Source organism: Sporosarcina sp. FSL W7-1283, from assembly GCF_038003105.1.
GTDB lineage: Bacteria > Bacillota > Bacilli > Bacillales_A > Planococcaceae > Sporosarcina > Sporosarcina newyorkensis.
The window spans coordinates 3,722,734-3,748,930 of the sequence record NZ_JBBOOL010000001.1; the positions used below are offsets into that span (position 1 = coordinate 3,722,734).

Consider the following 26,197-nt stretch of genomic DNA (forward strand, 5'->3'; position numbering starts at 1 on the left):
ACCTTTAATTTTCTGATTATTTTAATTTCTATCATAGTTGCTAGCTTGCCAGTCTGTCAAATTTTAGTACGCACGTCCCACAGCTCTGGAAAGAAGCGATGATCTAGTACAGACTTCAAGTAACTAACGCCTGATGAACCGCCAGTTCCTGTTTTAAAACCGATGATACGCTCAACAGTCTTCATATGTCTGAATCGCCATTGCTGATGACTGTCTTCAATGTCCACCAACTTTTCTGCAAGTTGATAAAGATCCCAATAACGATCCACATCACGGTACACTTCAAGCCAGGCAGCTGCCACACTTGGATCACCTGCGTACGTAATAGAGAAATCGCGCTTCAGCAATTCAGGGTTGATCGGGAAACCTGTACGTGCCAAAGCTTGAATCGCCACGTCGTAAATACCCGGCGCATGATAGGCTTTTTCTAACGCCTCGGATAGTTTCGGATCCTTCTCATAAATTTGGATAATCTGCGGTTGCTTATAACCTAGTGCAAATTCGATCAACCGATTCTGATACGATTGGAAACCAGACGCACGCCCCAAACTATCGCGGAACTCCATATATTCTGCAGGTGTCAGTGTAGCGAGCACATCCCACGCTTGAATAATCTGGGTTTGGACTTTCGACACACGGGCAAGCATCTTGAAAGCTTCCGGCAACTCATCTTTCTGAATCGAATCAATCGCTGTTTCAAGCTCATGCAAAATTAATTTCATCCACAGCTCATTCACTTGGTGGATAATGATAAACAGCATTTCGTCATGGTGCCCCGATAAACGTTCTTGACTCGACAACACTTTATCCAAATTTAAATACTCACCATATGTCATCGACTCACGAAAATCTGTATGAATCCCTTTTTCCGTCATGATTCCCACTTCCTAACGACTGCACGAACCGGGCTGCCATCTGCTTCTGCCAGTGCTAAAGGCAAAGCGATCAATTCATACTGACCAGGCTCCAATGAATGCAATACTAAATTTTCTATAATGATGACATCATTGCGATATAGGGAATGATGCGCAAGCAATTCCTTACTATCCTCCGCATCAACGGAAGGTGTATCTACTCCAAGTAACCGCACACCGCGCTCTTTCAACAAGGGCCCTACATCTTCACCAATTACCGTGAAACGTTCCGGAAATTTCGTTGATGTCGGATGACTGCCTGTTCTCAATAAAATCCGTTCTGCCCCCTCGAAATTCACATGTTCCAAGTCTGCCCGCGTTACACAATCCACCCCTGCCACATCAATCAAACAAGCGCTGCCGATGTAAAGATCTATAGGCAAATCCAAGATCCGCAACCCTTCGGCGTCATAATGAAACGGCGCATCGGTATGTGTCCCAATATGGGTGCTCATCGTTAACTTGCCGATATTGACCGACCCAGACTGCTCCTTCGACACAGCTACTTCATACGAAAACGGAGTATCTCCCGGCCATTCTGCAATATTTTTAGTCAGCGGTTGTGTAATATCAATCCATTCACTCGTCATGCTACAACACCTCGTTCATTCGGAAATTGTTTATACGTCTCATCCTTCATAATTCTTTTTAAGATTTGCACTGTGTGCCACACATCTTCAAATGAATTATAAAGCGCAACCGGTGCCAAGCGAATACCGTCCGGCGCTCGGAAATCCGGAATGACACTTTCCGCTTTCAATGCCTGACAAATCCTTGCCGCCTCTTCATGCAGCAATAAAAGGTGACCGCCTCTTGTGGAATCAATCGGATTGCCGATGCCGAAAGAAAAATCGCTCAATTCGCCTTCGATGCATTCCAGCATATAGCTCGTGAGCGCAAGAGATTTCTCCCGAATTCGCTCCATTCCAAGCTCTTCAAATATCTCCAACGAACCGATCAGCGGCGCCAAGCTCAATATATGTGGTGTCCCAATCTGATATGCCCCCGCGTTAGCAGACGCTGTCATTTTATGATCCATGTCAAATTGCTTCGTCTTATCTGAGCCAAACCAACCTGCGAGTCCAGCCGCTTTTCCGAAATGCCGTTCATGAATGAATAATCCACCCACTGAACCCGGTCCGCCATTCAAATGTTTATACGTACACCAAAATGCGAAGTCTGCTCCCCAGTCATGAAGTTCATGAGGGATCGCTCCGATTGAATGACATAAGTCAAAACCGATGGGGATACCTTTTTCATTCGCAGCCTCTGTAAGCGCCTTCATATTCAGCACTTGTCCGCTTCGATAAAGCACAGCTGGCAGCACAATCAACGCCACCTCGTCCGTCATTGCCTCAATGATCCGTTTTTCATCGAGTGTCAACCCATCATCGCTTTTCACACGAACCAATTGCTCATCAGGGTCCAAGCCTTTCAAACGTATCTGACTTTGCAGTGCATAAATATCAGAAGGAAAATTCAATTCATCCGCCAATATTTTCGTTCGCTTACCTGACGGCTTATAGAATGTCGACACGAGCTGATGTAAATTCGTCGTCGTTGAACCCGTTGCGATTACTTCAGACTCTTTTCCACCTACCAATGTACACATCCGCTCTCCCAATCGCTCCGCCATATAAAACCATGGGTTCGCACCTTCCGTCCAACCGTCAATGCCTAACGTCTTCCATGAAGCAAGCAGTTCCAGTAACGTTCGTTCCGCCCTGCTCGACAACAAGCCAAGAGAATTTCCATCCATATAGATTTTCTGTTCTGGCAAATAAAATTCTTGCCGATATGAAGCTAATTGATCTTGTGAATCAAGTTTTTGGGCATATTCTAATGTGTTAATGTCCATTTACATTCCCCTTTCTAACTGTACATAAATAATAGCACATCATTTATCAAAAGTGGAAAGCGCCCGGGTAGGCTCGACAGGCGTTGGAAATGTGCGGTGTACGGCTGTTTTGGCTCGTTTGGAGAGGGGTTTGGTTCGGTACAACTTGTCAAATGCGCGGTACGCGATGAGGTTGGTTCGGACCAATGAAAATTTGGTGCGGTACAGCGAGACTTTGGCGCGGCCTCCTGCCATTTTCACTTGATCACGGAAGAAAAAGCTATTGCTCGAAGTAAGTTGGAGAACAAGAGGAAACTGCCAAGATAGAACTTGCAGATGACTATGGCTCATGTGACTTCTTCTATAATTTATGCTACGCTTTTTTAAAAAGGAGCAATATCTTGCAAACATTTACGGAAAGCACTGTGAAAATCATCCAACAAATCCCGCCAGGCCACGTCATGACGTATGGTCAAGTAGCCGCAGAAGCAGGAAATCCACGCGGTGCCCGACAAGTTGCACGCATACTGCATTCGATGAGTGCCAAGTATGATTTACCGTGGCATCGGATTATCAATGCAAAGGGAACAATCTCTACTCCAGAAAATGCCGAATCAAAAGGCGAGACGCAGCGAGAACGTTTGGAATCGGAAGGAATAGAATTTGATGCAAACAGCCGAATCCCGCTGGAAACCTATCGCTGGCACCCTCCTCTGCAATCTTAAAGATCAGACATAAAAAATGCTTGGCTGAATGAATCTCAGCCAAGCATTTTTGATATCACTGCAATAAACTCAAAAATTTCTTCGTCCGCTCATGCTGTGGATTGTTAAAGATATCCGCAGGCGCTCCTCTTTCTACAATAACGCCTCCATCAATGAAGATCACTTCATCTGCGACCTCCTGTGCAAATCGCATTTCATGTGTCACGACAGCCATCGTCATTCCTTCATGAGCCAAGTCTTTCATAACGCGCAGCACTTCATTGACCAACTCCGGATCAAGTGCAGACGTCGGCTCGTCGAATAACATCACTTTCGGATCCATTGCAAGAGCTCGTGCAATCGCCACACGTTGTTCCTGGCCACCCGAAAGCTGGTACGGATATTTTTCTTTATGATCAGCCAATCCCACTTTCGCCAGCAATTGTCCCGCAGTTTTCTCTGCTTCTTTCTTGGACTGCCCTTTGACCGTCGTCAATCCTTCAGTGACATTGCCCATTGCAGTCAAATGCGGGAATAGATTATAGCCCTGAAACACCATGCCCGTGAGCTGGCGAAACGCCCCAATTGCTTTTTTAGATACGGACTTGTTGAAATCCAACTGCTGATCGTCGATGGAAATGATTCCACCGTTCGGGGTTTCCAGTACATTTAGGCAGCGTAGTAATGTAGATTTACCAGAGCCCGAAGGTCCAATGATAACAACCACTTTCCCTTGCTCAATATCCAAGTCTACATTTTTGATAACTTCCATCGACCCGAAAGACTTTCTTAAACCCTGTATCGAAATCATGATAAACCTCCTGACTTGCCGACAAACCGATCCAGTCGCCCTTCAATTCTACCTTGAATAATTGATAGGATGAAACAGATCACCCAGTAGACAAGTGCAGCCATGGTATAGACGAATAAAAATTCGTAGTTCATCGATGCAATTTCTTGTGCTCGTCTAAACGTCTCTGCCACCAAAATTGTCGCGGCCAGCGAGGTGTCCTTAACCAATCCGATAAATGAATTGGAAAGCGGCGGAACAGAGACCCGCGCGGCTTGTGGTAACACGATTTTACGCAATGCCTGAGAATAATTCATGCCGATTGAATAGGCCGCTTCCCATTGGCCTTTAGGAATGGATAGAATCGCAGCCCGAATAATTTCAGAAGCATATGCGCCCACATTCAATGAAAATCCGATGACCGCCGATGGGAATGGATCGATAACAACCCCGATCGTCGGCAGTCCGTAGAAGATAATAAATAATTGCACTAACAATGGAGTACCTCGGATGATGGAAACATATACCCGTGCAATCCCGCGCAATATTTTGCTGGAAGAAATCCGTGCCAGAGCTGTAAAGATCGCAATGATAAGCCCAATGATGAATGTAATGATCGCCAAAGGTATTGTGAACTTAATAGCCCCTTCAATCAACGGCCCGATGGATGTTGATGCGATTTCTTGGAGTCTCTGTATCCGTTCGGGACTTAACGCAATACTATTAAGAAACATCTTCACCAAACCATTTTTCGGAGATCTCTTTCAACTTACCGTCTTCACGCATCGCATCTAACGCTTTGTTTATTTCATCAACTAAATCTTCATTTCCTTGTCTGAATAAAAACGCGTTTTCCGATTCATTTTCAGCTGAAGTATCTTCCTCTTCCACTATTTGAATAGGAGCGTCTGGTTTTTGCTGCAGGTAGTCTAGAGCGGAAATTTTGTCATTGTACGTACCATCCACCCGCTTGGAGACGATCAAATCGACCGCCTGATTAAAGCCGTCTACTTTGATGATTTCTGCACCATGCGACTTGGCTAGCTCACCATAGTTACTCGTCAATGTTTGTGCTGCTTTCTTACCTTCCATTCCATCAAATGCAATCTGCTCATCTGCATGAATGATCAGTACAGAATGAGAGCGTGTATATGGCTGAGAGAACTCGTACTTCGCCTTGCGGTCATCATTGATGCCGACTTGGTTGGCGATGACGTCAAAGCGCTTGGCATCCAACCCCGCAAAAATAGCATCCCACTGCGTTTCAAAAAACTTCGCTTCCACGCCTAAACGCTTTGCGACTTCTTCAGTCACTTCCACATCATAGCCCGTTAATTTTCCAGATTCATCGTGAAACGAAAACGGTGCGTACGTTCCTTCTGTTCCAATATTTAGTACACCTTTTTCTAACACTTCTTCTAACAGGCCATTATTTGCAGCGGAATCACCCGACGATTCTTCTGTAGGTTTTTCATTGGAACCGTTCGTCTTATCGTCCTCTTTCGTGCCGCAAGCAACCAAAACTGCGGACAATAAAATTAATAGAAATGGTAATAAAATCTTCTTCATTTCTTAAACCCCACTATTCTAATAAGTATTTGTTGTTTAGAATCATAAGAGATTGTGCAGACTCTGTCAACATTCAAAACTCTTCATGCAAGTAATTATACTATATAGAATTGACAAACTAAACAAATTACTTTAATCTATCGTTAGTTTAAAACCTATTAAACCACTTGGAAATAAGGAGGAATTATGTTGAGATTAAAAACGAAATTGATTCACGCAGGGATTTCAGGTGATCCACTGACAGGAGCGGTGACTGTCCCAATCTATCAGGTCAGTACGTTCAAACAGGATGCACCCGACAAAAACAGAGGCTATGATTACTCACGAGCCGGTAACCCCACACGAAATGCGGTGGAGCAATACATTGCCGATATCGAAGGCGGAAAACGCGGACTTGCATTCGCGTCTGGATTGGCCGCTTTGTCCTCTGTTCTTATGACATTTAACGCCGGTGATCACTTCATCATTAGCAATGACGTATACGGCGGTACATACCGTGTTCTCAATCAAGTACTAAATCGACTGAATTTAACATCAACTTTTGTCGACCCAACTGTTATCGAAAATATTTCAGAGGCAATCCAGCCAAATACGAAAGCGATTGTCATCGAAACGCCAGGGAATCCATTCTTAAAAGTAGTCGATATTGCAGCTCTTTCAAAAGTAGCGAAAGAGCATGACCTGACGTTGATTGTCGATAACACATTCCTGACTCCCTATTGGCAAAATCCTCTGGAGCTCGGAGCTGATGTCGTGTTCCACAGCGCCACGAAATACTTAAGCGGACATAGCGACGTCGTAGCAGGTCTCGTTGCCGTGAAAGATGAGCAGCTCGGAGAAGATATTCATTTGGTTCAAAAAGCCGTAGGCGCCATACTTGGTCCACAAGACTCCTATCTGTTGTTGCGTGGGATGAAAACATTGGGCATACGAATGGAAGAACATGAAGTGAACACGAAACGTATCGCTGAATGGCTGACGGAGCAACCACAAGTAAAAAAGGTCTACTACCCCGGACTCGAGAGCCATCCAGGGCATCAATTAGCCAAACAACAAGCACGAGGTTTCGGTGGTGTCTTATCATTTGAAGTGGATAGTGAAGAACTGGCCGAGCAAATTATTGAGAAAGTGAAGATTTTCCAGCTAGCTGTTAGTCTGGGAGCAGTGGAAAGTCTAATTTCTGTACCAGCCAAAATGACACATGCAACCATTCCCACTGAAGAACAAACCAAATTAGGCATCACGCCTAAACTAGTAAGATTATCTGTCGGCATTGAAGATGTGGAAGACTTGTTAGAAGATTTGCAGCAGGCATTTGAATGACTGAAGCCGAGGGCCAGGGAGACTGAAATCTTCCTGGTTTTTTCACATTATGTATCCTTCTAGTTATTTACAAGTTTTAAACCAAATTAAAAGGGGGAAACAATCGCTATACAACTGATAAGGGATTGATTCATATGGAACAAGGATCTGAGAATGCACGAAGGAAACTACATAAAACATTAAAACCATCATGGGTATTCGCGATTGCACTTGGCTCATCAGTAGGCTGGGGTGCTTTCATTTTACCCGGTGATTGGATTCGCGATTCAGGACCGCTTGGTGCGATCATCGGTCTAGGGATCGGTGCCCTTATCATGATGATCATTGCTTCGAGTTATGGTGTCATGATCAAGAAGTTTCCGGTATCCGGAGGCGGATTTACATATGCTTTTATCGCGGCTGGTAAAGTATGGGCGTTCATTTGCGGCTGGTTTTTATCACTCGGATATATTTCGATTGTAGCATTGAACGCCTCAGCGCTGACATTGTTGTTAAAGTTTTTGGCACCAGGTTTCATGAAGCAAGGCTATTTATACTCGGTAGCGGGATGGGATGTCTATGTGCCGGAAATACTGATAGCCAGTGTGTTGATTCTACTGTTCGCTCTCATTAATTCTACAGGAACCAGTGTTTCAGGAAAAATTCAGTTCTACTTCAGTGTGCTGCTTGTGGCAGGCGTGGTGCTACTAGGTTTCTTCACATTCAGCGTCGCCGATCAGCCACTTACAAACTTGCAACCTTTCTTTAAAGGCAACCAATCTATTTTAACTTCGGTACTCGTCATTCTGGCGATCGCTCCTTGGGCGTATGTTGGATTTGACAATGTGCCTCAAGCAGCTGAAGAATTTAATTTTTCTCCTCGAAAAGCTACAATGCTTATCGTCGCATCTTTATTTACATCATTCTTGATTTACGCAATTATGATTGGTTTAACCGGCTGGACATTCCCTTCTCTAACCGCAGTCGGGACTGGTGATTTGTGGTTGACAGGAGAAGTAGTCCGTTCCGCATTAGGAATTGGTGGGCTAGCCGTTATGGCAGTGGCAATTGTCATGGGAATCTTCACAGGACTCAATGGATTTTTCATGTCGTCTAGCCGCTTGCTGTTTTCTATGGCCCGCGCTCGTGCATTGCCTAACTTTTTCCGTACCATGACAAAGGAAAACCAGACACCTGTCTGGGGAATCTGGTTTGTGGCCCTGATCACATTGCCGACTCCGTGGTTCGGACGCCAGGCGCTCACATGGATTGTCGATATGTCCTCAACTGGCGTTTCAGTCGCCTATTTCTTCACTTGTCTAGCAGCTTATAAGGTGCTTGCTTGGAATAAGGAAAAAGCAGGCCGTGAGATAGCGCCAATGAAAAAATTTCTAGCATTGATTGGGATGATCGCCAGCGGAGCTTTCTTAGCTCTATTGCTCGTACCGAATTCTCCCGCTGCACTTTCTACACCCTCTTATATTTTATTGTTGGCATGGGCTGTAGTCGGCGGCATTTTCTATCTAGCTATCCGTAAGCGTTATAATAGCTTGACACAGGAGGAAACTGAATATTATGTGCTCGGTAAAACCATTGAATCCGAGGTGATGGATACAACAGACGAGCCGAAAAAGGATGACCGAGTACCGTTATTCAATGCTTCCTCCTAATATATATACACTCCTTTCCACCGTTAATTCGGATAATTCCCGGGTATACTTGGGTAAACGGAAAGGAGTTTTGATATGTCGAGAAAACTAGTAACTGCTATACGCGAGCAATCTATTCCTTTAAAGGATCCGATAGCTTTCGATCAATTGTTGCAAAAAGCTGGAGATGCGCAAGTTGTTCTGATCGGTGAAGCTTCTCATGGAACTTCTGAATTCTACCAGCTGCGCGCAGAGTTTTCCAAACGGCTGATTCAGGAAAAAGGCTTCTCTGCCATTGCCATAGAAGGTGATTGGCCTTCCGTTCAAGCTGTCAATAATTATGTTAAAGGTTACGAAAGTGCACAAGAGAACTTACGAGATTTATTGATTCGATCGTTCAGCAGATGGCCCTCCTGGATGTGGGCGAACACAGAAATCGAGTCGTTCGCAAGATGGTTGCAAGAGGTAAACCAGCTGCGTGCCCCTCAGCAGAAAGTTGGTTTCTATGGGATTGATTTATATAGCTTATACGAATCCATCGATGAAGTGTTAGGGTTTTTAGAAAGCGATGACTCGTATGGTGTTGATTTAGAACTTGCCAAAAAAGCTTTCTCCTGCTTCGAGCCCTATAACCGGATGCCCGAGCATTATGCACTTTCATCTGCCCATTTCACCGATGAATGCATAGGCGAAGTCACAAACTTGCTGCAGTCCATTCGTTCCAATGAAGAGCGCTATCCACACGCACATGAGCAGGACTTGAACTTGGAAATGAATGCGCTGGTAGCAAAAAATGCCGAGGCATATTATCGTGCGATGCTCCAAGACGATGCTCTGTCCTGGAATATCCGTGACACACATATGACAGAAGCAATTAAAGAAATTCACAACTACTATGGAAAAGACACGAAACTTATTGTTTGGGAACATAATACTCATATCGGGGACGCAACGGCCACATCCATGGCTGACCAGCAATTGATCAACGTAGGTCAATTAATTCGAGAGCAATACGGTAAAGAGAATACATTGGCTATAGGATTCGGTACTTACGAAGGAACAGTTATTGCGGGCAGCAGTTGGGGTGAGTCGTATGAAAGGATGACGGTGCCGCCTGCCAAATTCAACACGTGGGAGGGACAATTGCATGCCGCCGGTGCGGAGGACAAGCTGTTGATTTTCAACGATCAAAATCGACAGCAATTTGATGAATGGATCGGTCACCGCGCAATTGGCGTCGTCTATAATCCTGAATTTGAGGCGTACGGAAATTTTGTCCCTTCCCGTATCAGTCAGCGATACGATGCATTTATATACATTGACCAATCGTCTGCGCTAGCTCCATTGTCTGAGTAGAGAGTCATCAGAAAAGCAGAGGCACATTGCCTCTGCTTTTTGTTCTTCCCATAATTTTTCACAACAGTCCTATCCATTTCCAATAAGTTGCACTGAACAGTAGGATCAGCAAATAACCGATAACTGTCAGCGGTATTCCTGACTTCAAGAAATCCTTCACTGAAAAGGCGCCTGTTCCGTATGCTAACATATTTTGTGGCGCACTCACTGGTAATAAAAAGCCGAAACTGATGACAAATTGCTGGATTAAGACAAAACCAACTTCATTGACATCCAATGCAATGGTTGAAGTCAGAGCAATAAAAATTGGGATAAGCGCAGATGATAAGCTCGTGGCGCTGGCGAATCCTAGATGAATTAGAATATTAAATAGCGACAGAAGCGCGATTGTTGCGAGCAACGGCATATTATTTAAGCCCATCGCCCCAAATACTTTATCTGACAGCCATTGTGCACCTGTCGTATCCAATAAAATGGTCCCTAAGGAAATACCGACTGCGAACACGATAATCGTTCCCCACGGAATCATCTGCTGCACAGTTTTCCAATCAAATACACCAATCTTCGGTGTCAATAAAATAGCGATTGCCACTATCGTCACTGTTGTCGTGTCGAATGAATGAAGCTTCTCCTCCGTGGCCCATAGAAACAGCAATATCAAAGAAATGATAATTAAGCGGAGTTCGGAAGACTTCATTTTACCCAATTCTTTTAATTGACCTTGGATCAACTCTTTTCCTCCCTCTATTACCTTTGTTTCGGGTTTTATAATTGCAAGCATGACGAAGTATAGAACAATCGACATGATGATCGACCAAGGAGCGGCGTAGAGGAACCAAGAACTCCAGGCAACGGAAACACCAAATTCTTTCTCGATAAATCCAAGTGCCACCATATTTTGTGCAGCGCCTGTCTTAATACCGATATTCCAAATCGATACAGATTGCACAGCAGTTATGACGAGTAACGCGCCTAATCGACTGTTTGCCGGAAGTCCGAAAGCCGCCACCATACCAAGCAAAATCGGAACAACCGCTCCTGCTCGCGCTGTAGCGCTCGGTACGAAAAACGCTAATATGATAGACACTACAATCGAACCAAAAATAATGGCGCCTGTTTTTACACCGACTTTCGATAAGATATACAATGCCAAACGTTTATGCAAATTGGTCGCTTGCATTGCCGTAGCCAAGAATAAGGCAGCTGCCACAAGCGCCACTGCTGGGCTGGAGAACCCCGCCAACGCCATTTTCAAGCCCTCTTTCGTTCCAAGCATTTCATCCGGATTTGCCATATCGGGTGCCAAACCCAACAACACTGCAGCCAAACCTAAAATCATAGCTGCACTCACAGGATACGGTACTGCCTCTGTCACCCACAAGATGACCGCGAATGCTAAGATGGCCAATGCACGTTGCCCCGTTACCGGCAAATCTGCGGGATTCGGAAGCAATACAATTGTTATAAGGACGACAAATGCTAGGATAATCCACAATCCGTTCAGGTTTCGTTTAGGCCTTGGTGCTGTTTCTTCAGATGTTTTCACAAGCTGCCCCTTCCTTTCCAAAACATAATTCTGTTCACTTACCTCATACTGCTTTTGGTTACCCATTAAAAACCGGCCACCTCTTCGCGGATGAATGGCCGGGCATCGATCAATTTTTTCGTTTCACATGTTTCAGTATAACTTCACTCTTTGGAATGCTCGGAATATCCACCAAACTGTAACTTAAATCTTGCGCCGGCACCTCAAATGTCATTCGATTTGCCAAGTAATCTAAGCTGACCTTCATCACCTCAAGCGTTACCCATTCTCCTGCGCAGCGATGATTTTGAATGTAATCCCCACCACCCTGCGGAATTAAGTTGTATGGCGTGATCGACTCCTCTGCAAATCTTGACGGATTAAACACTTCTGGATTATTCCATAATTTCGGGTCGTGATTCGTTCCGTAAAAGTCGAGAATCGTCAGCGTTCCCTTCTTAAACTCATAGTCTTCCCATTTAAAGTTCTCTTTTACACGTGCCGCATTAAATGGGAAGAAAGGATACAAACGACGAACCTCCTGAACAAAATCCTGCAGATCTTTTTCCTTACCAGAAGAGAGCTTTTTGGCCTCCTCAGGATGTTGGATTAAGGCATGTCCTGTAAATGCGATATATATAGCAATTGCTACTATTGGACGGACAATATTCAGCACTTCAACAGCGGCAATCTTTTCACTAAGCAGCTTGCCTTTCTCATCACGATGGAATGAAAAAACATGCATAGCCGTTCCTTCAAAAGGAATCAAATCTCCTTTACGGACAGATTTGATTAAGCCACCGATCCATTCTTCCATTTCTTCACGTGCTTTCTTACCTTTCCAATGCGTATAGCCCAGTGTTGCAGGGGTTTCAAACAACTGAACGATTGCCTCTTGCTTCTCTTTAATTTCTTTTTCTTTCAATGGAACACCCGCCCATTGACATGCAAGACGAAGCAGAAGTTCTTGAGCTTCTTCGTACAAATTCACTTCCCCTTGCTGTTCCCAGTCACGTAACTTTCTTTCCCACTGCCCAGCGGCCATCTCTTTCAGTTGCTGAATCTGCTCCGGTCCCATTAGCGACATGAATGCTTCCTTGCGTACACAATGAGCCTCTCCGTCCAGCGTCTGGACTCCTTTTTCACCAAGCAATGTTTGCTGGACGCGTTTCGGTGCTGCCCCTTTGCGAATAAATTTATCCGTATCATAAAATAGTTCGGCTTCTTTCGCTCCGGACAGACAAATCACTTGTTCACCAAGTAAATGAGTCTCAAATACGTTAGAGTGCAGTCCTCTTCTTCGATTTCGCAAAAACTGATAGCCTTCCCTCAACATACCCGCTGTGTGATCTTTCCCTTCTAACTTCGGCATAGATTTAGTTTCCCGCAAACCCGTCACGTCCTTTCTGCTGCTTCTTTATTCTCTACCCATTTCAGTCTTTCTATAATCGTTCCATTCAGCTATTGACTTATCTGTTAGAAGTGGTTATATTCAAAACGGTATATCTTTCTGTAAACAAAACAAGGTCTTATATAAAGTGAAGCGTTGTCTTCAGTAATTTCATTCGCGGCAGCAACAAGAGACTGAACGGTAGGTGCAAGTTCAGGCGACGTATGAAATGAACTACACCAACGAGTTGTCTTCACATGCAATGGAGAGGATAGCTCAGGCTATCAATTAGGGTGGTATCGCGGAGAACTCCTTCGTCCCTTATGGGGGCGACAGGGGTTTTTCGTATTTATAGGGGAGGCATCTAGTCAGCATGTTGCAAATCAAAGCGATTCATAAACCAACTTTTAAGGCTTCTGTCAGTTTGTCCGTTGCCATTGTCGCACTTATCAGTATCTGTATCGTGCAGTTTAAATCTGCACCACATTTACCTATTTTGTTGGCCATTTTATTGTTGTTTGGATATGGAATGTGGAATAATTTTACGTTTAAACAACTCGAAACAGGGCTAGTAAAAGGCGCTAGTTCAGGAATGAGTGCCGTGTTCTTATTCTTCTTTATTGGCGTACTTGTCAGTAGCTGGATGATGAGCGGGACCATTCCTACTTTGATCTTTGCTGGATTCCAAATCATTACACCGGCATACTTCTATGCCATCGCCTTCGTCGTTACCGCAATCATCGGTCTGTCCGTCGGCAGTTCATTAACAACTGTTGCAACAATCGGGGTGGCGTTTATCGGGATGGCTCACGTACTGGACTTGTCCTTGCCACTTGCTGCAGGGGCAATTGTGTCAGGAGCTTTTTTCGGGGATAAAATGTCGCCGCTATCCGATACGACGAACTTAGCTTCTTCTATTGTTGGCGTGGACTTATTTGAACATATACGAAATATGGGGTGGACGACGTTCCCTGCTTTTTTCATCTCCCTAATACTTTTCGGGATACTCTCTCCCAGTACAGCATCTGGTGATTTCCAAAAGATTGAGACCTTTCGCGATGCATTAATGGGTACAAATATGATTCATTGGTATACTGTCATTCCGATTCTCGTCCTATTCGTCTTGACATTTGCAAAAGTACCGGCAATTTTAACGCTTGCAGCCAGCTCGTTTGTCGCTGTGATCATTGCGTTTTTCCATACTCAATATGGTTTTTCGGAAGTACTAGAGATTTTATTCAGCGGTTATAAAGGATCAACTGGCGTAACCGAAGTAGATGAACTACTCTCTCGCGGAGGCATGGAAAGCATGATGTTCACCATCTCACTTGTACTGCTAGCTTTAAGTATGGGCGGTATGCTGTTTACGCTGGGAATTGTACAATGTCTGCTTGCAAAGATCGAAAGCTTACTGCGTAAAGTGTCTTCAGTTATCATGGCTTCTGCACTTACAGCAATCGGTATCAACGTACTGATTGGTGAGCAATATTTATCCATTTTACTGACAGGACAAGCATTCCAGTCATCTTATGAAAAAGTCGGACTGGCCAATAAAAACTTGAGCCGTGTTATGGAAGATGCCGGAACGGTCATCAACCCTCTCGTTCCATGGAGTGTGGCGGGAATTTTCATTACTACTGTGCTTGGCGTGCCGACACTTACCTATTTACCGTTTACATTTTTCTGCTTATTGAGTCCTGTACTGACAGTGCTCTTCGGATACTTAGGGAAGACATTGACACGTATTTAAGATTTTAAAGGAAGCTGTATGGGTTCTAATGAGTTGTTCTGCTTTTAAGGAACATCTTTCAGAACACTATACAGCTTTTTTTGCGTTTTCATTATCGAAATTATCAAGCAAGCTTTCCAACACCCCATTACCACGTATCCTTATAAAGATTCCCGATGACCATGCATAAGACCTTTTGATTGACCAATACTAAATGGAAATCTTGAATTGGCGGTGAATGAAGGCGTGGATTTCAATTTTATTTGGCAAGCTGTGCTGATCATCGTTGCAGGTATCGTTCTCTTGCACATCTCAGGACGAAAATCCATTTCGCAAATGACAATCGGACAAACCGTGTTAATGGTCGCTGTTGGAACACTCTTGATCCAGCCAGTAGTCAGCAAGAACCTTTGGCACACATTATTGACCGCTCTCGTTCTTGTGTTAACGTTATTGGTAATCGAATACCTGTCTTTAAAAATTAATGTATTCGAACGTCTGGCAAGGGGAAGTTCAAGAGTAATCATTGAAAATGGCATACTGAAGCTGCAAACGATGAAAAAATTACGAATGACAGTCGACGAACTAGAAATGCATCTCCGCCAAAAGGGCATAGATAAGGCAGAAGATGTTAAGTATGCCACCATCGAGATGAGCGGACAGCTCGGCTATTCGTTAATTGACCGAAAAAAGTATGCAACAAAAGAGGATATTGATCGTATTCAACTAACCTTAGAGGAAATGAGTCGTCAGCTAAATTTACACTTAGCTTCCGAGCAAAGTCCTCCTCCAATCCCAGAAACCACTAACTTGTTCTCTGAAATTGTAGAAGGTCATTCTCACCCCGTGCCAAAGCGTCTAGAATAAGTTTAGAGTATGTAGATAAAGGGAATTTATCCATAACAACTCCATAATGAGAGGAAGTTTTCTATATGAAAAGATTAATAAAAAGCGTAATAAAATGGGGACCTCTGCTGTATCCTGTCATAAAAAAGATTATGAATGAAAAAAATAAGAAAGAGGCTTATTCACGCGGAAAGAACGCAAGATAATGATATATGAGAAGCACTGACAGACTGTATTTTGTCAGTGCTTTTATTTTTATATGGATAAAAAAATAAAGTATTTTGTTCAAATTGGTTTATTTTCTTACTGAAAAGAGTATACTAGTGTTGAGGATTTTTTTCTGACCTCTTTTTTCCTCTCTATGTTTGATCCCCAAACAAAAAGCTCCAGGTACACCACATTACCTATGGAGGAGAATTAACCACATGCATTGGTACAACAAATTGAAAGAGTATTTTCCGATTGAAGAGATGAAGTCAAAAGAACATATGGAGACATTGCTGATTGATAAAAGAAATGTCTATCATAAGGAAGAAGGACCGAAACATGTACTAATGTACGTGGAGACGGAGGATTTTGTTTTCGTGGATTATCTTTTCGTATCTTCTGCTGCGCGCGGCGAAGGTCTCGGAAAAAAACTACTGGATTCGTTGAAGACCAAAAATAAGCCGATTTTATTGGAAGTTGAGCCTGCTGTTGAAGAAGAACCCGATACGGGTAAACGACTCAAATTCTATGCTAGAGAAGACTTCTCTCACGCACAACAAATTAGTTATGTGCGTCGTTCACTGGCAACCGGAGAAACAAACAACCTCGAGATTCTTTATTGGTCACCCGCAACACCTGCCAAAGTGGATGAAAAGGTCATCTTCAACGCGATGAAAACCACCTACGAAGAAATTCACACTTACAAAGATCAGCACTTTTATGGAGCCTCATACGAACCTACAGCACAAGTGCTTCAATTTTATATGAAACCGAAAATAAATATTTTGGAAAATTTTGATGCCGTCAGTGTATAAGGCAGAAAAATAGTTCCAATCAAGCGTCCAAGCTAACATGCTGGGCGCTTTTTATTTGGCTTTCATTTACTTGTTTTGACTATTTTGCTTATCAATTTGACAATTATACTAGTCAAATTGTAAAGTATAATATGTATTCAACGTATTTAGAATCTGATTTATAATCTAATTGAATAAAAAAGGTGGGATGATGTGATGAAGACGAGACTGAAGGAACTTCGTGCAAGAGAAGGATTCAATCAAACCGAGCTGGCTAAACGCGCTAGAGTCTCCCGGCAAACGATCAGTTTAATCGAACGGGAAGACCTGATGCCTTCCTTGCTGATTGCTGTACGTCTCTCTCATATTTTTAATGAACCAATTGAAAAGATTTTTATTTTCGATGAGGAGGAATTATCATGAAAACAATAGGAAAAATGTTAGTCGGGGCGATGATCGGTTTTTTTGCAACATACACGCTGCTAGCCTCGGATTTTGAAAAGACAATGGAAAGTATCGGGTTGGAGATGACTGTAGTGCTTGGCGGAGTATCTTTTTTTCTGGGGCTGCTATGTATAATGAACATCTGGCAAATTAAGAAAAAAGCAACTGCTTCTCTAACCGGAGAAGAGGAAGATTTACGGGATGAATGGCAATATAAAAAATATAGCGACGCGACATTGGCTGGCAATAGCAGTCTCATCTTTGCTATCAGCACATTAGGAATCGCACTCGTGACAAAACAATCTTTGGCACTGATTATTGGCGCATTACTGCTAGTGATCACAACCCTTATCTGTAACACGGCGGGATTATCAGTAATAAAATTTGTATATCCTGACCGTAACTTGCCAGAAGCCTCAGATAAAAATTATGCGAAAAAGTTGCTGGCTGCAACTGACGAGGGAGAACGGCACGTTATGTTGGAAGGACTCTATTCAGCATACAATAGCACAAACATATTATTAATTGGCGCGATGGGTTTGTTCATTATCTACTCTGTCGGATCAGGTAACTCACAACTATTTGCTATTCTTGTCATTGCAATCGTGTTAGTTACCGTTAATACACAATATATGTTTAAAGTACGAAGTAAATAATGTAGTGTGATGAATCGTTTAAGAGAACTTAGGAAAAATATAGCACTCCTAAGTTCTCTTTTTTATGGTTTCTATTTCTAGACTACTTTATTTCCTTCTAGTTGACTTTCCTCTAAATAAGTAACCTAATAGTTGATTGAATCACCAACTGATTGACCTTACACTAATTATAAAGCAGAAAGGACGTGAAAAAATGCTGCAAATCGGGTCGATCATATTAAAAGAGAGAAAACGGCTGCAGGTAACACAGGATACGCTGGCTGCCTATTGCCAGGTCTCAAAAGCATCGGTATCCAAGTGGGAGAAAGGACAAAGTTATCCTGACATCACGTTGTTGCCGAAGCTGGCTTCTTATTTCAAACTAACAGTGGATGAGCTACTTGGCTATGAACGTCAATTGTCAAAAGCAGAAATTCAGAAACAGTATTACGAATTTGCTGAACGCTTTGGGATAGAACCGTTTGAACAAGTTTATGATGAAGTAGACGAACAGGTGAAGTCATTCTATCACGATCCTTCATTTCTATTGCAAATGAGTATTTTAATGCTTAATCACCATATGCTAAGTGATGAAAGCCCTCATATCTTGCAAAAGACTAACCAATGGCTCGAGCGTATCCGCCAATTAAGCGAAGACGTCTGGATGTTGCGCCAAGCCAATTCCTTGCAGGCAACCATCGCGCTCATGCAAGCTGATCCAAACACAACACTTCATTTATTGGATGGCGTAATTAAACCAAGTATTGGTGATGAAATTTTGCTGGCGACTGCTTATGAACAAGTGGAAAAGCAAGACGAAGCCTTGCGTGTGATCCAAGTTATGATGTACCAGAACATCATCCAGCTAGTTGGAAGCAGTCCGATTTACTTACGACTGACTACAGCCGATTCGAATGCTTTTGAAGAAACGATTCGCCGAATGAATGGATTGATCGAATTGTATTCACTAAGAAAACTGCATCCGAATATTTGTCTGCAATTTTATTTTGGCGTAGCTCAATGTGCTGCAGCGTTGGAGAAACGCGAGTTGATGTATTCGTATTTGAAGAAGTTTGTTGAAGTCTGTATCGAAGATTTGTTTCCCATTAAACTGCGGGGCGACGACTATTTTGATTTATTGGAAGACTGGTTGGCACAATTGGATTTAGGCCCCAATGCCCTGCGCAATACGAGTATTATTAAGCAATCGGCTTTGGAAGCTATCGAGGCACCTTTCTTCGCACCTTTCCAAAATGAGGAGGAGATGAAGGAATTAATTGAAAAATTACGCTGGGGATTGGAGGGCATTCAATGAATACGGACGTAGAGATTCTAATCGAGTATTTGCCTTTTCTAATTCCTCTTATCCTATTACAAATCGGACTCGGGATATTTTCAGCTGTCCACGTCATCCGAAATCCCCACTATCGTTTTGGTAATCAGGTAATGTGGCTGCTAATTGTGTTATTCATTCAGTTTATCGGTCCATTAGTTTATTTTGTCTTCGGAAGAGGTGATGATCATGGTCGTGCAAATTGAAGGTGTAACAAAACGCTTTGGAAGTCGGGACGTACTGCATGACATTCATATGCATATTCCTGAGCATTCTATTTTCGGATTTGTCGGTGCGAATGGAGCCGGCAAGACCACTTTGATGAAGTGTATGCTTGGTCTGCTCCCACTCACTGCTGGAGCGATTACGATCGCGGGTGAAAAGGTGACGTTCGGAGAAACGAAATCAAACGCACATATTGGCTTTTTACCGGACGTTCCGGAATTCTATCCATTTTATAACGCGAGACAATATTTAGAGCTTTGCGCGGTGGTTACTGACATGCCGAAAAAGGAATGGAAACAACGGATTGATGAGCTGTTGGAATTAGTCGGACTAGCAGATGTAACTTCCTTGATTCGCACCTATTCAAGGGGTATGAAACAGCGTCTCGGTATCGCGCAGGCCTTGCTTAACCGGCCAAAGCTGCTCATTTGCGATGAGCCGACTTCTGCGTTAGACCCGGCAGGTCGCGCACAAATTCTTTCGATATTGCAAAAAGCGAAAGCTGAAACAACTGTTTTTTTCTCTACACACATCCTATCTGACGCGGAACAAATCTGTGATCATGTCGCGATGCTACATAAAGGAGAAATTATTTTTCAAGAAGAACTGGCAAAATTAAAACAGCAATTTCACGACCAATTTGTCTATACATTCACAGTTCCTGCGAAGGAAGCTATGAAACAACTTGCATCCACTCAAGCCAAAATGCATATTGAAGATGATACTTTAATTGTCAGCTTACCGAATGACAGGGCACGTTTGGTGTTCATGCGTGAGCTGACACAGCGAGAACTCATCGTACAGTCCATACATCCACAAACTCGAATGTTGGAACAAGTCGTACTGGAGGTGCTCGGATGAATAGCTGGGTTGGATTTTTCAAGAAAGAATGGTTCGAGAGCGTGAAGACATACAAACTCCTGCTTGTGCTGGTCATTTTCTCGATACTTGGTGTGCTGAATCCTTTCACGGCTAAAATTACCCCCGTCCTAATGGAGAATTTTATGCCTGAAGGAGCTGTGCTAAATTTGCCTGAGCCTGCTGCGCTTGACTCTTGGCTGCAGTTTTACAAAAATGTACCGCAAATGGGCTTGATCGTCTTCATTTTATTATTCAGCACGATGATGTCGAAGGAGCTGGAAAAAGGTACACTTGTGATTTTGCTTACAAAGGGATTGCATAGAAGTACAGTCATTACAACGAAGTTTTTTATCGCACTTTGTTATTGGACGCTCGCTATCGCTTTATCGTTCAGTATCACATACGCCTATACAGCTTACTATTGGGATCAAAACAGCCTGCATCATCTATTCTTTGCTGTCAGCTGCCTTTATGCATTTGGCTTACTGCTTCTCGCCATCACATTATGGGGGAACACATTTTTCGCGACTTCCTCCGGCGGAATATTGGTCACTCTACTTTTCATGATCAGCTTATTTATCTTTGCTATTTTTCCGAAATCTCATTCATGGAGTCCGCTTGAATTAATGGCCACTCCTCCGGAAATACTAACTGGTGACGTGATACCGTCAGATCTAGTAATTCCTTATGTCTTAACTATCGGATTGACTCTATTTTTTGTCTGGTTAACGACTACCCATTTCAAGAAAAAGTTGCTGTGATTTATTTTCCAAAAACCTCTCTGAAAACGTTGACATCCAGTTGCAAGCGCCAGCTTCTCGGGACGTTTCGAAGTTAGACGGCGCTTTCCACTTTTGTTGACATTTAGTATAGATTCAGGTAAATTACTAAAGGACGAACAATCCAGTGATTTTAAATGAAAATATTCGTTTATAGAGGTGATTGTAATGGATACAGTATTTGATTATGAAGATATACAGCTAGTTCCTGCAAAATGTGTGGTTGAGAGTCGTTCGGAATGCGATACTTCAGTTACGTTAGGCGGACATACTTTCAGATTGCCTGTCGTACCTGCCAACATGCAGACCATCATTGATGAAAAGATTGCGATTCAACTTGCAGAAGAAGGCTATTTCTATATTATGCATCGTTTTAACCCGGAAAAGCGTGTAGATTTTATTAAGGATATGCACGCACGCGGTTTAATTGCTTCTATTAGCGTGGGCGTCAAAGAAGAGGAATACGGATTTGTTGAACAGCTCGCTATCGACGCTCTCGTTCCTGAATTCATCACGATCGATATTGCGCACGGTCATTCCAATCAAGTCATCCGAATGATCCAGCATATCAAAAAGCATTTGCCAATGAGCTTCGTCATCGCAGGAAATGTCGGTACACCAGAAGCAGTTCGCGAGCTTGAAAATGCTGGAGCGGATGCAACGAAGGTGGGAATTGGACCGGGAAAAGTATGTATCACGAAAATTAAAACTGGCTTCGGTACTGGCGGCTGGCAATTGGCGGCAGTTCGTTTATGTGCAAAAGCGGCGTCTAAACCGATTATTGCAGACGGCGGTATCCGCACAAATGGGGACATCGCAAAATCTGTTCGTTTTGGTGCCAGCATGGTCATGATTGGCTCGTTATTTGCTGGACATGAAGAGTCACCAGGGCAAACCGTGGAACAGGATGGACAGAAGTATAAAGAGTACTTCGGTTCTGCGTCAGAGTTCCAAAAAGGTGAGAAGAAGAACGTCGAAGGTAAAAAGATGTTTGTGGAATACAAAGGTCCGTTGAAAGACACTTTGATTGAAATGGAACAAGATCTGCAGTCCTCTATTTCATACGCAGGCGGCAAAAAGCTTGAGGCCATTCGCAATGTGGATTACGTGATTGTGAAGAACTCAATTTTCAATGGGGATAAAGTGTTTTAAATGAGCATAACTGTTCGGAGACTATCCTCTAGGTTGCTCTCCGGATAGCCAGGCCAGCCTTTCATACATTATCTAAGTAAAAACACTCTCTTCCAATGACGAAGAGAGTGTTTTCGTTATGGTTGCACATCCTCTTCTTCAATCCGAAATTTATTCTCAAACAAACTCGCCATCAACGCACCGATCGTCAAGTTCATCACCATATTAGCGACTGCAGGAACTGCAGCAAGCGATCCAAAATGCTCCATTGCGAGTGTCGCAGCTAAAGCCGAGTTACAGATCCCTGTATGGAATAAAATTGCGCGCGCGTTGCGTTCGGCTACGCCCATCCATCTGGCAATGAAATATCCCGACATCATCGGAATACAGACTTGCAAAGTAACCGCCACGAAAACAAGCGGCAACACCGACAGATTTTCAGAAAGTGCCTGCTGTGCGTTGGAAATAACGGACAGGATAACAATGAATAAAGCGAGTTGCGATAAAACCGGCGTATACGGCTTCACTGTTTCCACCTGCCGTTGCCACAGCCACTGTACAAATAATCCTGCCAACAAGGGCAAAAATACAATATAAATTATATTAAGGAATAATGGCCAAAATTCAATTGGAATGAAGCGTCCTGCAAAAACTTGCAATAAAACAGGTGTCAACACAGGCGAGATAAATGTATCCAATGTCGCCATCGTAATGCTTAGGGCGACTTCTCCGCCTGCGATAAATGTATAAATATTCGCAGATGTCCCACTTGGTACGGTCCCCGACAAAATGATGCCTGTTGCGATTTCAGCTTGATTGCTAAAGAATAGATACGCAATACCAATCGATACACCAACCATAATGGTCCATTTCAGGAAGACGCCAAGCAGTGCATATTTTGGGTTTTTAATAACTTCTAGCAACTTTTCTGACGATAGGGATAACCCCATCAGGAAGAAAATTGTTCCTAATCCGAATCCCGTAAGCTGTCGGATAGAAACAAATGCATCTGGGGTAGCGTAAGCAATAATGGATAAAAGTACAATCCAGATTGGCAAGTATTTCGAAATAATTTTTGAAATGATTTGAATCGTTTTCACACACAACTCTCCCTAACGAGCAAAACTTGTACTTGGCACAAGTAAGTTCATGCCAAGCACAAGCCGTTGACACTTTACTTGGATCTTAACACATATGCGTATGAGCGGCTGACCGGAGTTTATGAGCGCGGCCCACTTTGCAACCATCCCCCCCTATTATTTCGTATAAACATACGCGCCATTCTCCACATGATCCAAGTCAACTGCATCCCCTATCGACACTTCCGAATTCATTCGCACGGTCACTTTTACTTTGGCTTCGTCGAGCTGAACGAGTACAACTGTGTAAGGGGCAAGATGTGCGAATTCAGCCGGTGCGATGTGGATATCCGTATAGCTATAGACACTACCCTTCGAAGAAACTTCCTGTTCCTGCAACGAGCCGGTTCCGCAGCTCGGGCATCGATACTTGCTCGACACACTGGCATACTCGCAATGAGCGCATTGATAAACTTTCATCTCTTCACAACCTTTCCAGTATATGAACGGTAGAATACGAACCGGTTCCGCCTAAGTTTTGCGCCAATGCAAGCCGAGCGCCTTCAACTTGGTTCGGAGCAGTACCGCGCAGCTGCTGGACGAGATGATAAATCTGGGCAATGCCTGTCGCCCCGATAGGATGGCCACGCGATAGCAATCCACCACTTGTATTCACTGGTTTGCCGCCCGTCACTTTCGTCTGACCTTGTTCTATTGCGAGCCAGCCTTCCCGTTTATTAAAGAAACCTAGTTCCTCAATCGCTAACATCTCCGTCATGGAGAAACAGTCATGGATTTCGACTACATCGATATCGTCCGGGCTAACTCCCGCCTTTTCATATGCCAAACGACCAGATTCCCGAACTGCTGGAAGCGACAACAAATCAGCAGCGTCCTGCATTTGCGTAGGACCCGAACTTTGTGCAGACGCTCGAATATGAACGCCTCCTTTTTTCCGTGAAATAATTAATGCAGCCGCTCCGTCAGTGGTTGGTGAACAATCGAATAAACCGAGTGGCGACGTTATAATTCGTGCCTCCATGATCTCTTCCATCGTTGTCGGCTTCCGGAACTGGGCCAATGGATTGTTTAAAGCATTTTCTCTATTCTTCATTGCAATCATCGCCAAATGTTCTTTGGTCGCCTCTGTCTCATAGAAATAGCGATTCGCCAGTACTCCGAAAAACCCAGGGAAGGTCAGACCTGCCTGTTTTTCATTGGAATCGGTATCCATCGCTGCGTTAATGGCCTGGGTTACGTCTGCGGTAGAAGCGTGTTTCATCTTCTCCACACCTGCTACTAACACGGTGTCATACTCACCGCTTAAGATGCCCATAATTCCTTGGCGCAACGCAATTCCTCCTGAAGCACAGGCACCTTCCACTTTGGCTGTCGGAACATAGCCAAGTCCGAGTTCATTCGCGACAATTGCACCAAGGATTTCTTGATTGGATATTGAGCCGCCCATGAAATTTCCGACAAATACCGCATCGACTTTTGGATTCCCTGCGTCTTCCAGCGCTTGAATGGAGGCTTCGAGTAACAGCGATTTCATGGATTGATCCACAAACTTCCCGAACTTGGTCATCCCGATTCCTTGTATATAGACATTCGTCACGACTGCACCCCCTCGTGCTGATTGCGCAACTCACGCTTCAATATTTTGCCGTATGAACTTTTTGGCAACTCCTCCACCAGGTGAATTTCCTTCGGCTTTTTGAAACTTGCCATATGATCTAGACATAGTTGAGTCAATTCTTCAGTTGTAACAGTTTTCGTTCCGTTCGGGACTACATAAGCAATGACATTCTCACCCCATTTGTCATCCGGCACACCGATGACACACGTCTCTTTGACTCCAGCATGCTTGTTGAGGACTTCTTCGACTTCTCTAGGGTAAATATTGACACCGCCTGAGATGATGACATCTTTCTTGCGGTCGACAATATGCACGTAACCTTCTTCACTTTGCCAGCCTAGATCCCCTGTTTGTAGCCAGCCGTCAATCAGCGTTTCATTCGTCGCCTTTTCATTGTTCCAATAGCCTTTCATGACAAGGGAACCTTTGCAGACAATTTCTCCGACCTCTCCCGCCGGCAGTTGAGCTCCTTGATCATCGACGATTTTCACATCTACGAACGGTCCTGTGCGCCCGCATGATTCCAAATGTTCACCAAGTTCCCGTTTCGGCATCATCGTAATGCACATCGGTGCTTCCACCTGTCCGAATGTCTGCGCGAAAATAGGTCCCGTCAAAGCGAGTGCTTGCTCAAGTTTACTCGCGGCTATTGCCGATCCTGCCATATTGATCGATTTCAGCGTGGAAAGATTTTTCGGTTCAAATTTTGGATGTTGGACCATCAAATTTACCATCGTTGGCACTAAGAAGATAACGGTGATATTCTCTCTCTTCAGGTCCAGTACAAACTCTTCCGGTTCAAACTTACTGAATACCACTTGCGTCAGACCATACAGCCAAGCGACATGCGAAAGGAAATTACTGCCGTGCGTCAATGGAGCAACGTGACCAATGACATCGTCATAATCCGTTTCACATGCCAACGCGAGCGACAATGCACCTGAAATGACGTTACGATGACTCAACATAACACCTTTCGGATTTCCTGTAGTGCCCGAGGTATACATGATGGCAAATGTATCATCTTCATCTACTTCGGCAATTGAATGAGCGCCTTGGCAGCTCTCAATCGTTTTTTCGTATACCTCTCCAATTGGCAACACTTCCAATACCACATCAATTGATCGGATTAATTGCTCTTCTCCGATAATCAATTTCACATCGGCATCTTCCAGCATATACTCATGTTCTTTCGGGTGAAGCCGATAATTTAACGGGACTTTGATGACGCCAGAAATGGCTGCCGCTACGTCTAGCTCAATATGCTCCAGACGATTCGACATCAGAATTGCAAAACGATCTCCTTTTTTTAATCCTATCTTCTCGAAATACGCAGAAAGCGCAAATGCTCGGTCCATCATTTCTTTAAACGTAAATGATCGTTGCTCATCTTTCACCGCTATCTTATTCGGATACGCAGCTGCCGATTTCATTGCCAGTTTTCCGATTGTTTCCAAAT

The 26,197-nt window shown here is 43.7% G+C and carries 26 protein-coding genes; 14 read left to right on the plus strand and 12 right to left on the minus strand.

Translation table 11 applies throughout. The features are described from left to right. Positions 1–56: 56 nt before the first annotated feature. Genes kynA through kynU form a run of 3 tightly spaced genes read right to left on the minus strand, consistent with a single transcriptional unit; the run spans position 57 to position 2,772 of the window. Positions 57–875, minus strand: coding sequence for a tryptophan 2,3-dioxygenase (kynA, locus tag MKY93_RS19460; RefSeq protein ID WP_340760711.1), 819 nt, complete (start codon positions 873–875; stop codon positions 57–59). Next, positions 872–1,504, minus strand: a complete 633-nt coding sequence (kynB, locus tag MKY93_RS19465; RefSeq protein ID WP_221836950.1) for an arylformamidase — start codon at positions 1,502–1,504, stop codon at positions 872–874. Before kynB ends, kynA begins: the two co-directional genes overlap by 4 nt. Beyond that, entirely contained in the window at positions 1,501–2,772 is a 1,272-nt protein-coding gene (gene kynU / locus MKY93_RS19470; RefSeq protein WP_221836952.1) for a kynureninase, read from the minus strand. The genes kynB and kynU overlap by 4 nt, the downstream gene beginning before the upstream one ends. A 380-nt stretch (positions 2,773–3,152) precedes the next feature. Here kynU and MKY93_RS19475 point away from each other — a divergent pair, with 380 nt between their 5' ends. After that, positions 3,153–3,476, plus strand: a complete 324-nt coding sequence (locus MKY93_RS19475; RefSeq protein ID WP_009499158.1) for an MGMT family protein — start codon at positions 3,153–3,155, stop codon at positions 3,474–3,476. A 55-nt stretch (positions 3,477–3,531) separates the two neighbouring features. On the opposite strand, the gene MKY93_RS19480 is transcribed toward MKY93_RS19475, so the two are convergent. Genes MKY93_RS19480 through MKY93_RS19490 form a run of 3 tightly spaced genes read right to left on the minus strand, consistent with a single transcriptional unit; the run spans position 3,532 to position 5,814 of the window. Next, the gene (locus MKY93_RS19480) at positions 3,532–4,266 is read right to left on the minus strand and encodes an amino acid ABC transporter ATP-binding protein (RefSeq protein WP_009499159.1); all 735 of its coding nucleotides are present in this window, start codon (positions 4,264–4,266) and stop codon (positions 3,532–3,534) included. After that, complete coding sequence (locus MKY93_RS19485; RefSeq protein ID WP_009499160.1) at positions 4,263–4,979, minus strand: amino acid ABC transporter permease; 717 nt, start codon at positions 4,977–4,979, stop codon at positions 4,263–4,265. Before MKY93_RS19485 ends, MKY93_RS19480 begins: the two co-directional genes overlap by 4 nt. Further along, a complete protein-coding gene (locus MKY93_RS19490; RefSeq protein ID WP_009499161.1) occupies positions 4,969–5,814 on the minus strand; it encodes an amino acid ABC transporter substrate-binding protein in 846 nt (281 codons plus the stop codon). The genes MKY93_RS19485 and MKY93_RS19490 overlap by 11 nt, the downstream gene beginning before the upstream one ends. A 189-nt stretch (positions 5,815–6,003) precedes the next feature. Between MKY93_RS19490 and MKY93_RS19495 the strand changes: the two genes are divergently transcribed. The 3 genes from MKY93_RS19495 (at position 6,004) to MKY93_RS19505 (ending at position 10,121) form a co-directional block, all read left to right on the plus strand. Continuing rightward, complete coding sequence (locus MKY93_RS19495) at positions 6,004–7,137, plus strand: bifunctional cystathionine gamma-lyase/homocysteine desulfhydrase (RefSeq protein WP_040759960.1); 1,134 nt, start codon at positions 6,004–6,006, stop codon at positions 7,135–7,137. A gap of 134 nt (positions 7,138–7,271) precedes the next feature. Continuing rightward, on the plus strand, positions 7,272–8,786 hold the full coding sequence (locus tag MKY93_RS19500; RefSeq protein WP_221836957.1) for an APC family permease: 1,515 nt from the start codon (positions 7,272–7,274) through the stop codon (positions 8,784–8,786). Positions 8,787–8,861: 75 nt separating this feature from the next. Continuing rightward, on the plus strand, positions 8,862–10,121 hold the full coding sequence (locus MKY93_RS19505) for an erythromycin esterase family protein (protein WP_340760712.1): 1,260 nt from the start codon (positions 8,862–8,864) through the stop codon (positions 10,119–10,121). 58 nt (positions 10,122–10,179) lie between these two features. Here MKY93_RS19505 and MKY93_RS19510 read toward each other — a convergent pair whose 3' ends face one another. Next, complete coding sequence (locus MKY93_RS19510; RefSeq protein WP_445683513.1) at positions 10,180–11,688, minus strand: DASS family sodium-coupled anion symporter; 1,509 nt, start codon at positions 11,686–11,688, stop codon at positions 10,180–10,182. An 88-nt stretch (positions 11,689–11,776) separates the two neighbouring features. After that, a complete protein-coding gene (locus tag MKY93_RS19515; RefSeq protein WP_040759962.1) occupies positions 11,777–13,018 on the minus strand; it encodes a cytochrome P450 in 1,242 nt (413 codons plus the stop codon). A 391-nt stretch (positions 13,019–13,409) separates the two neighbouring features. Between MKY93_RS19515 and nhaC the strand changes: the two genes are divergently transcribed. From nhaC to guaC, 10 genes are all read left to right on the plus strand, one after another. Continuing rightward, complete coding sequence (gene nhaC, locus MKY93_RS19520) at positions 13,410–14,786, plus strand: Na+/H+ antiporter NhaC (RefSeq protein WP_340760714.1); 1,377 nt, start codon at positions 13,410–13,412, stop codon at positions 14,784–14,786. Between the two features lie 213 nt (positions 14,787–14,999). Continuing rightward, a complete protein-coding gene (locus tag MKY93_RS19525; protein ID WP_078818709.1) occupies positions 15,000–15,632 on the plus strand; it encodes a DUF421 domain-containing protein in 633 nt (210 codons plus the stop codon). A 404-nt stretch (positions 15,633–16,036) separates the two neighbouring features. Then, positions 16,037–16,633: a GNAT family N-acetyltransferase gene (locus MKY93_RS19530; RefSeq protein WP_009499172.1), complete on the plus strand. Its 597-nt coding sequence runs from the start codon at positions 16,037–16,039 to the stop codon at positions 16,631–16,633. A 195-nt stretch (positions 16,634–16,828) separates the two neighbouring features. Beyond that, positions 16,829–17,035: a helix-turn-helix transcriptional regulator gene (locus MKY93_RS19535; RefSeq protein WP_009499173.1), complete on the plus strand. Its 207-nt coding sequence runs from the start codon at positions 16,829–16,831 to the stop codon at positions 17,033–17,035. Then, entirely contained in the window at positions 17,032–17,712 is a 681-nt protein-coding gene (locus tag MKY93_RS19540; RefSeq protein ID WP_078818681.1) for a DUF3169 family protein, read from the plus strand. Before MKY93_RS19535 ends, MKY93_RS19540 begins: the two co-directional genes overlap by 4 nt. 193 nt (positions 17,713–17,905) lie before the next feature. After that, positions 17,906–19,006 carry a helix-turn-helix domain-containing protein gene (locus MKY93_RS19545; protein ID WP_040759964.1) on the plus strand — a complete coding sequence of 367 codons (1,101 nt, stop codon included), beginning with the start codon at positions 17,906–17,908 and terminating at the stop codon, positions 19,004–19,006. Further along, positions 19,003–19,230, plus strand: coding sequence for a PLDc N-terminal domain-containing protein (locus tag MKY93_RS19550; protein WP_009499176.1), 228 nt, complete (start codon positions 19,003–19,005; stop codon positions 19,228–19,230). Before MKY93_RS19545 ends, MKY93_RS19550 begins: the two co-directional genes overlap by 4 nt. Further along, the gene (locus MKY93_RS19555) at positions 19,214–20,110 is read left to right on the plus strand and encodes an ABC transporter ATP-binding protein (protein ID WP_340760715.1); all 897 of its coding nucleotides are present in this window, start codon (positions 19,214–19,216) and stop codon (positions 20,108–20,110) included. The genes MKY93_RS19550 and MKY93_RS19555 overlap by 17 nt, the downstream gene beginning before the upstream one ends. Then, positions 20,107–20,871: an ABC transporter permease gene (locus MKY93_RS19560; protein ID WP_009499178.1), complete on the plus strand. Its 765-nt coding sequence runs from the start codon at positions 20,107–20,109 to the stop codon at positions 20,869–20,871. Before MKY93_RS19555 ends, MKY93_RS19560 begins: the two co-directional genes overlap by 4 nt. A 186-nt stretch (positions 20,872–21,057) precedes the next feature. Continuing rightward, on the plus strand, positions 21,058–22,041 hold the full coding sequence (guaC, locus tag MKY93_RS19565) for a GMP reductase (protein ID WP_009499179.1): 984 nt from the start codon (positions 21,058–21,060) through the stop codon (positions 22,039–22,041). Between the two features lie 116 nt (positions 22,042–22,157). Here guaC and MKY93_RS19570 read toward each other — a convergent pair whose 3' ends face one another. From MKY93_RS19570 to MKY93_RS19585, 4 genes are all read right to left on the minus strand, one after another. Beyond that, complete coding sequence (locus tag MKY93_RS19570; RefSeq protein ID WP_009499180.1) at positions 22,158–23,120, minus strand: bile acid:sodium symporter family protein; 963 nt, start codon at positions 23,118–23,120, stop codon at positions 22,158–22,160. A gap of 156 nt (positions 23,121–23,276) precedes the next feature. Next, the gene (locus tag MKY93_RS19575) at positions 23,277–23,579 is read right to left on the minus strand and encodes a Zn-ribbon domain-containing OB-fold protein (protein ID WP_040759965.1); all 303 of its coding nucleotides are present in this window, start codon (positions 23,577–23,579) and stop codon (positions 23,277–23,279) included. A 4-nt stretch (positions 23,580–23,583) separates the two neighbouring features. Further along, on the minus strand, positions 23,584–24,717 hold the full coding sequence (locus MKY93_RS19580) for a thiolase C-terminal domain-containing protein (protein WP_078818684.1): 1,134 nt from the start codon (positions 24,715–24,717) through the stop codon (positions 23,584–23,586). After that, entirely contained in the window at positions 24,714–26,195 is a 1,482-nt protein-coding gene (locus MKY93_RS19585) for a class I adenylate-forming enzyme family protein (protein WP_340760716.1), read from the minus strand. The genes MKY93_RS19580 and MKY93_RS19585 overlap by 4 nt, the downstream gene beginning before the upstream one ends. Positions 26,196–26,197 lie beyond the last annotated feature (2 nt).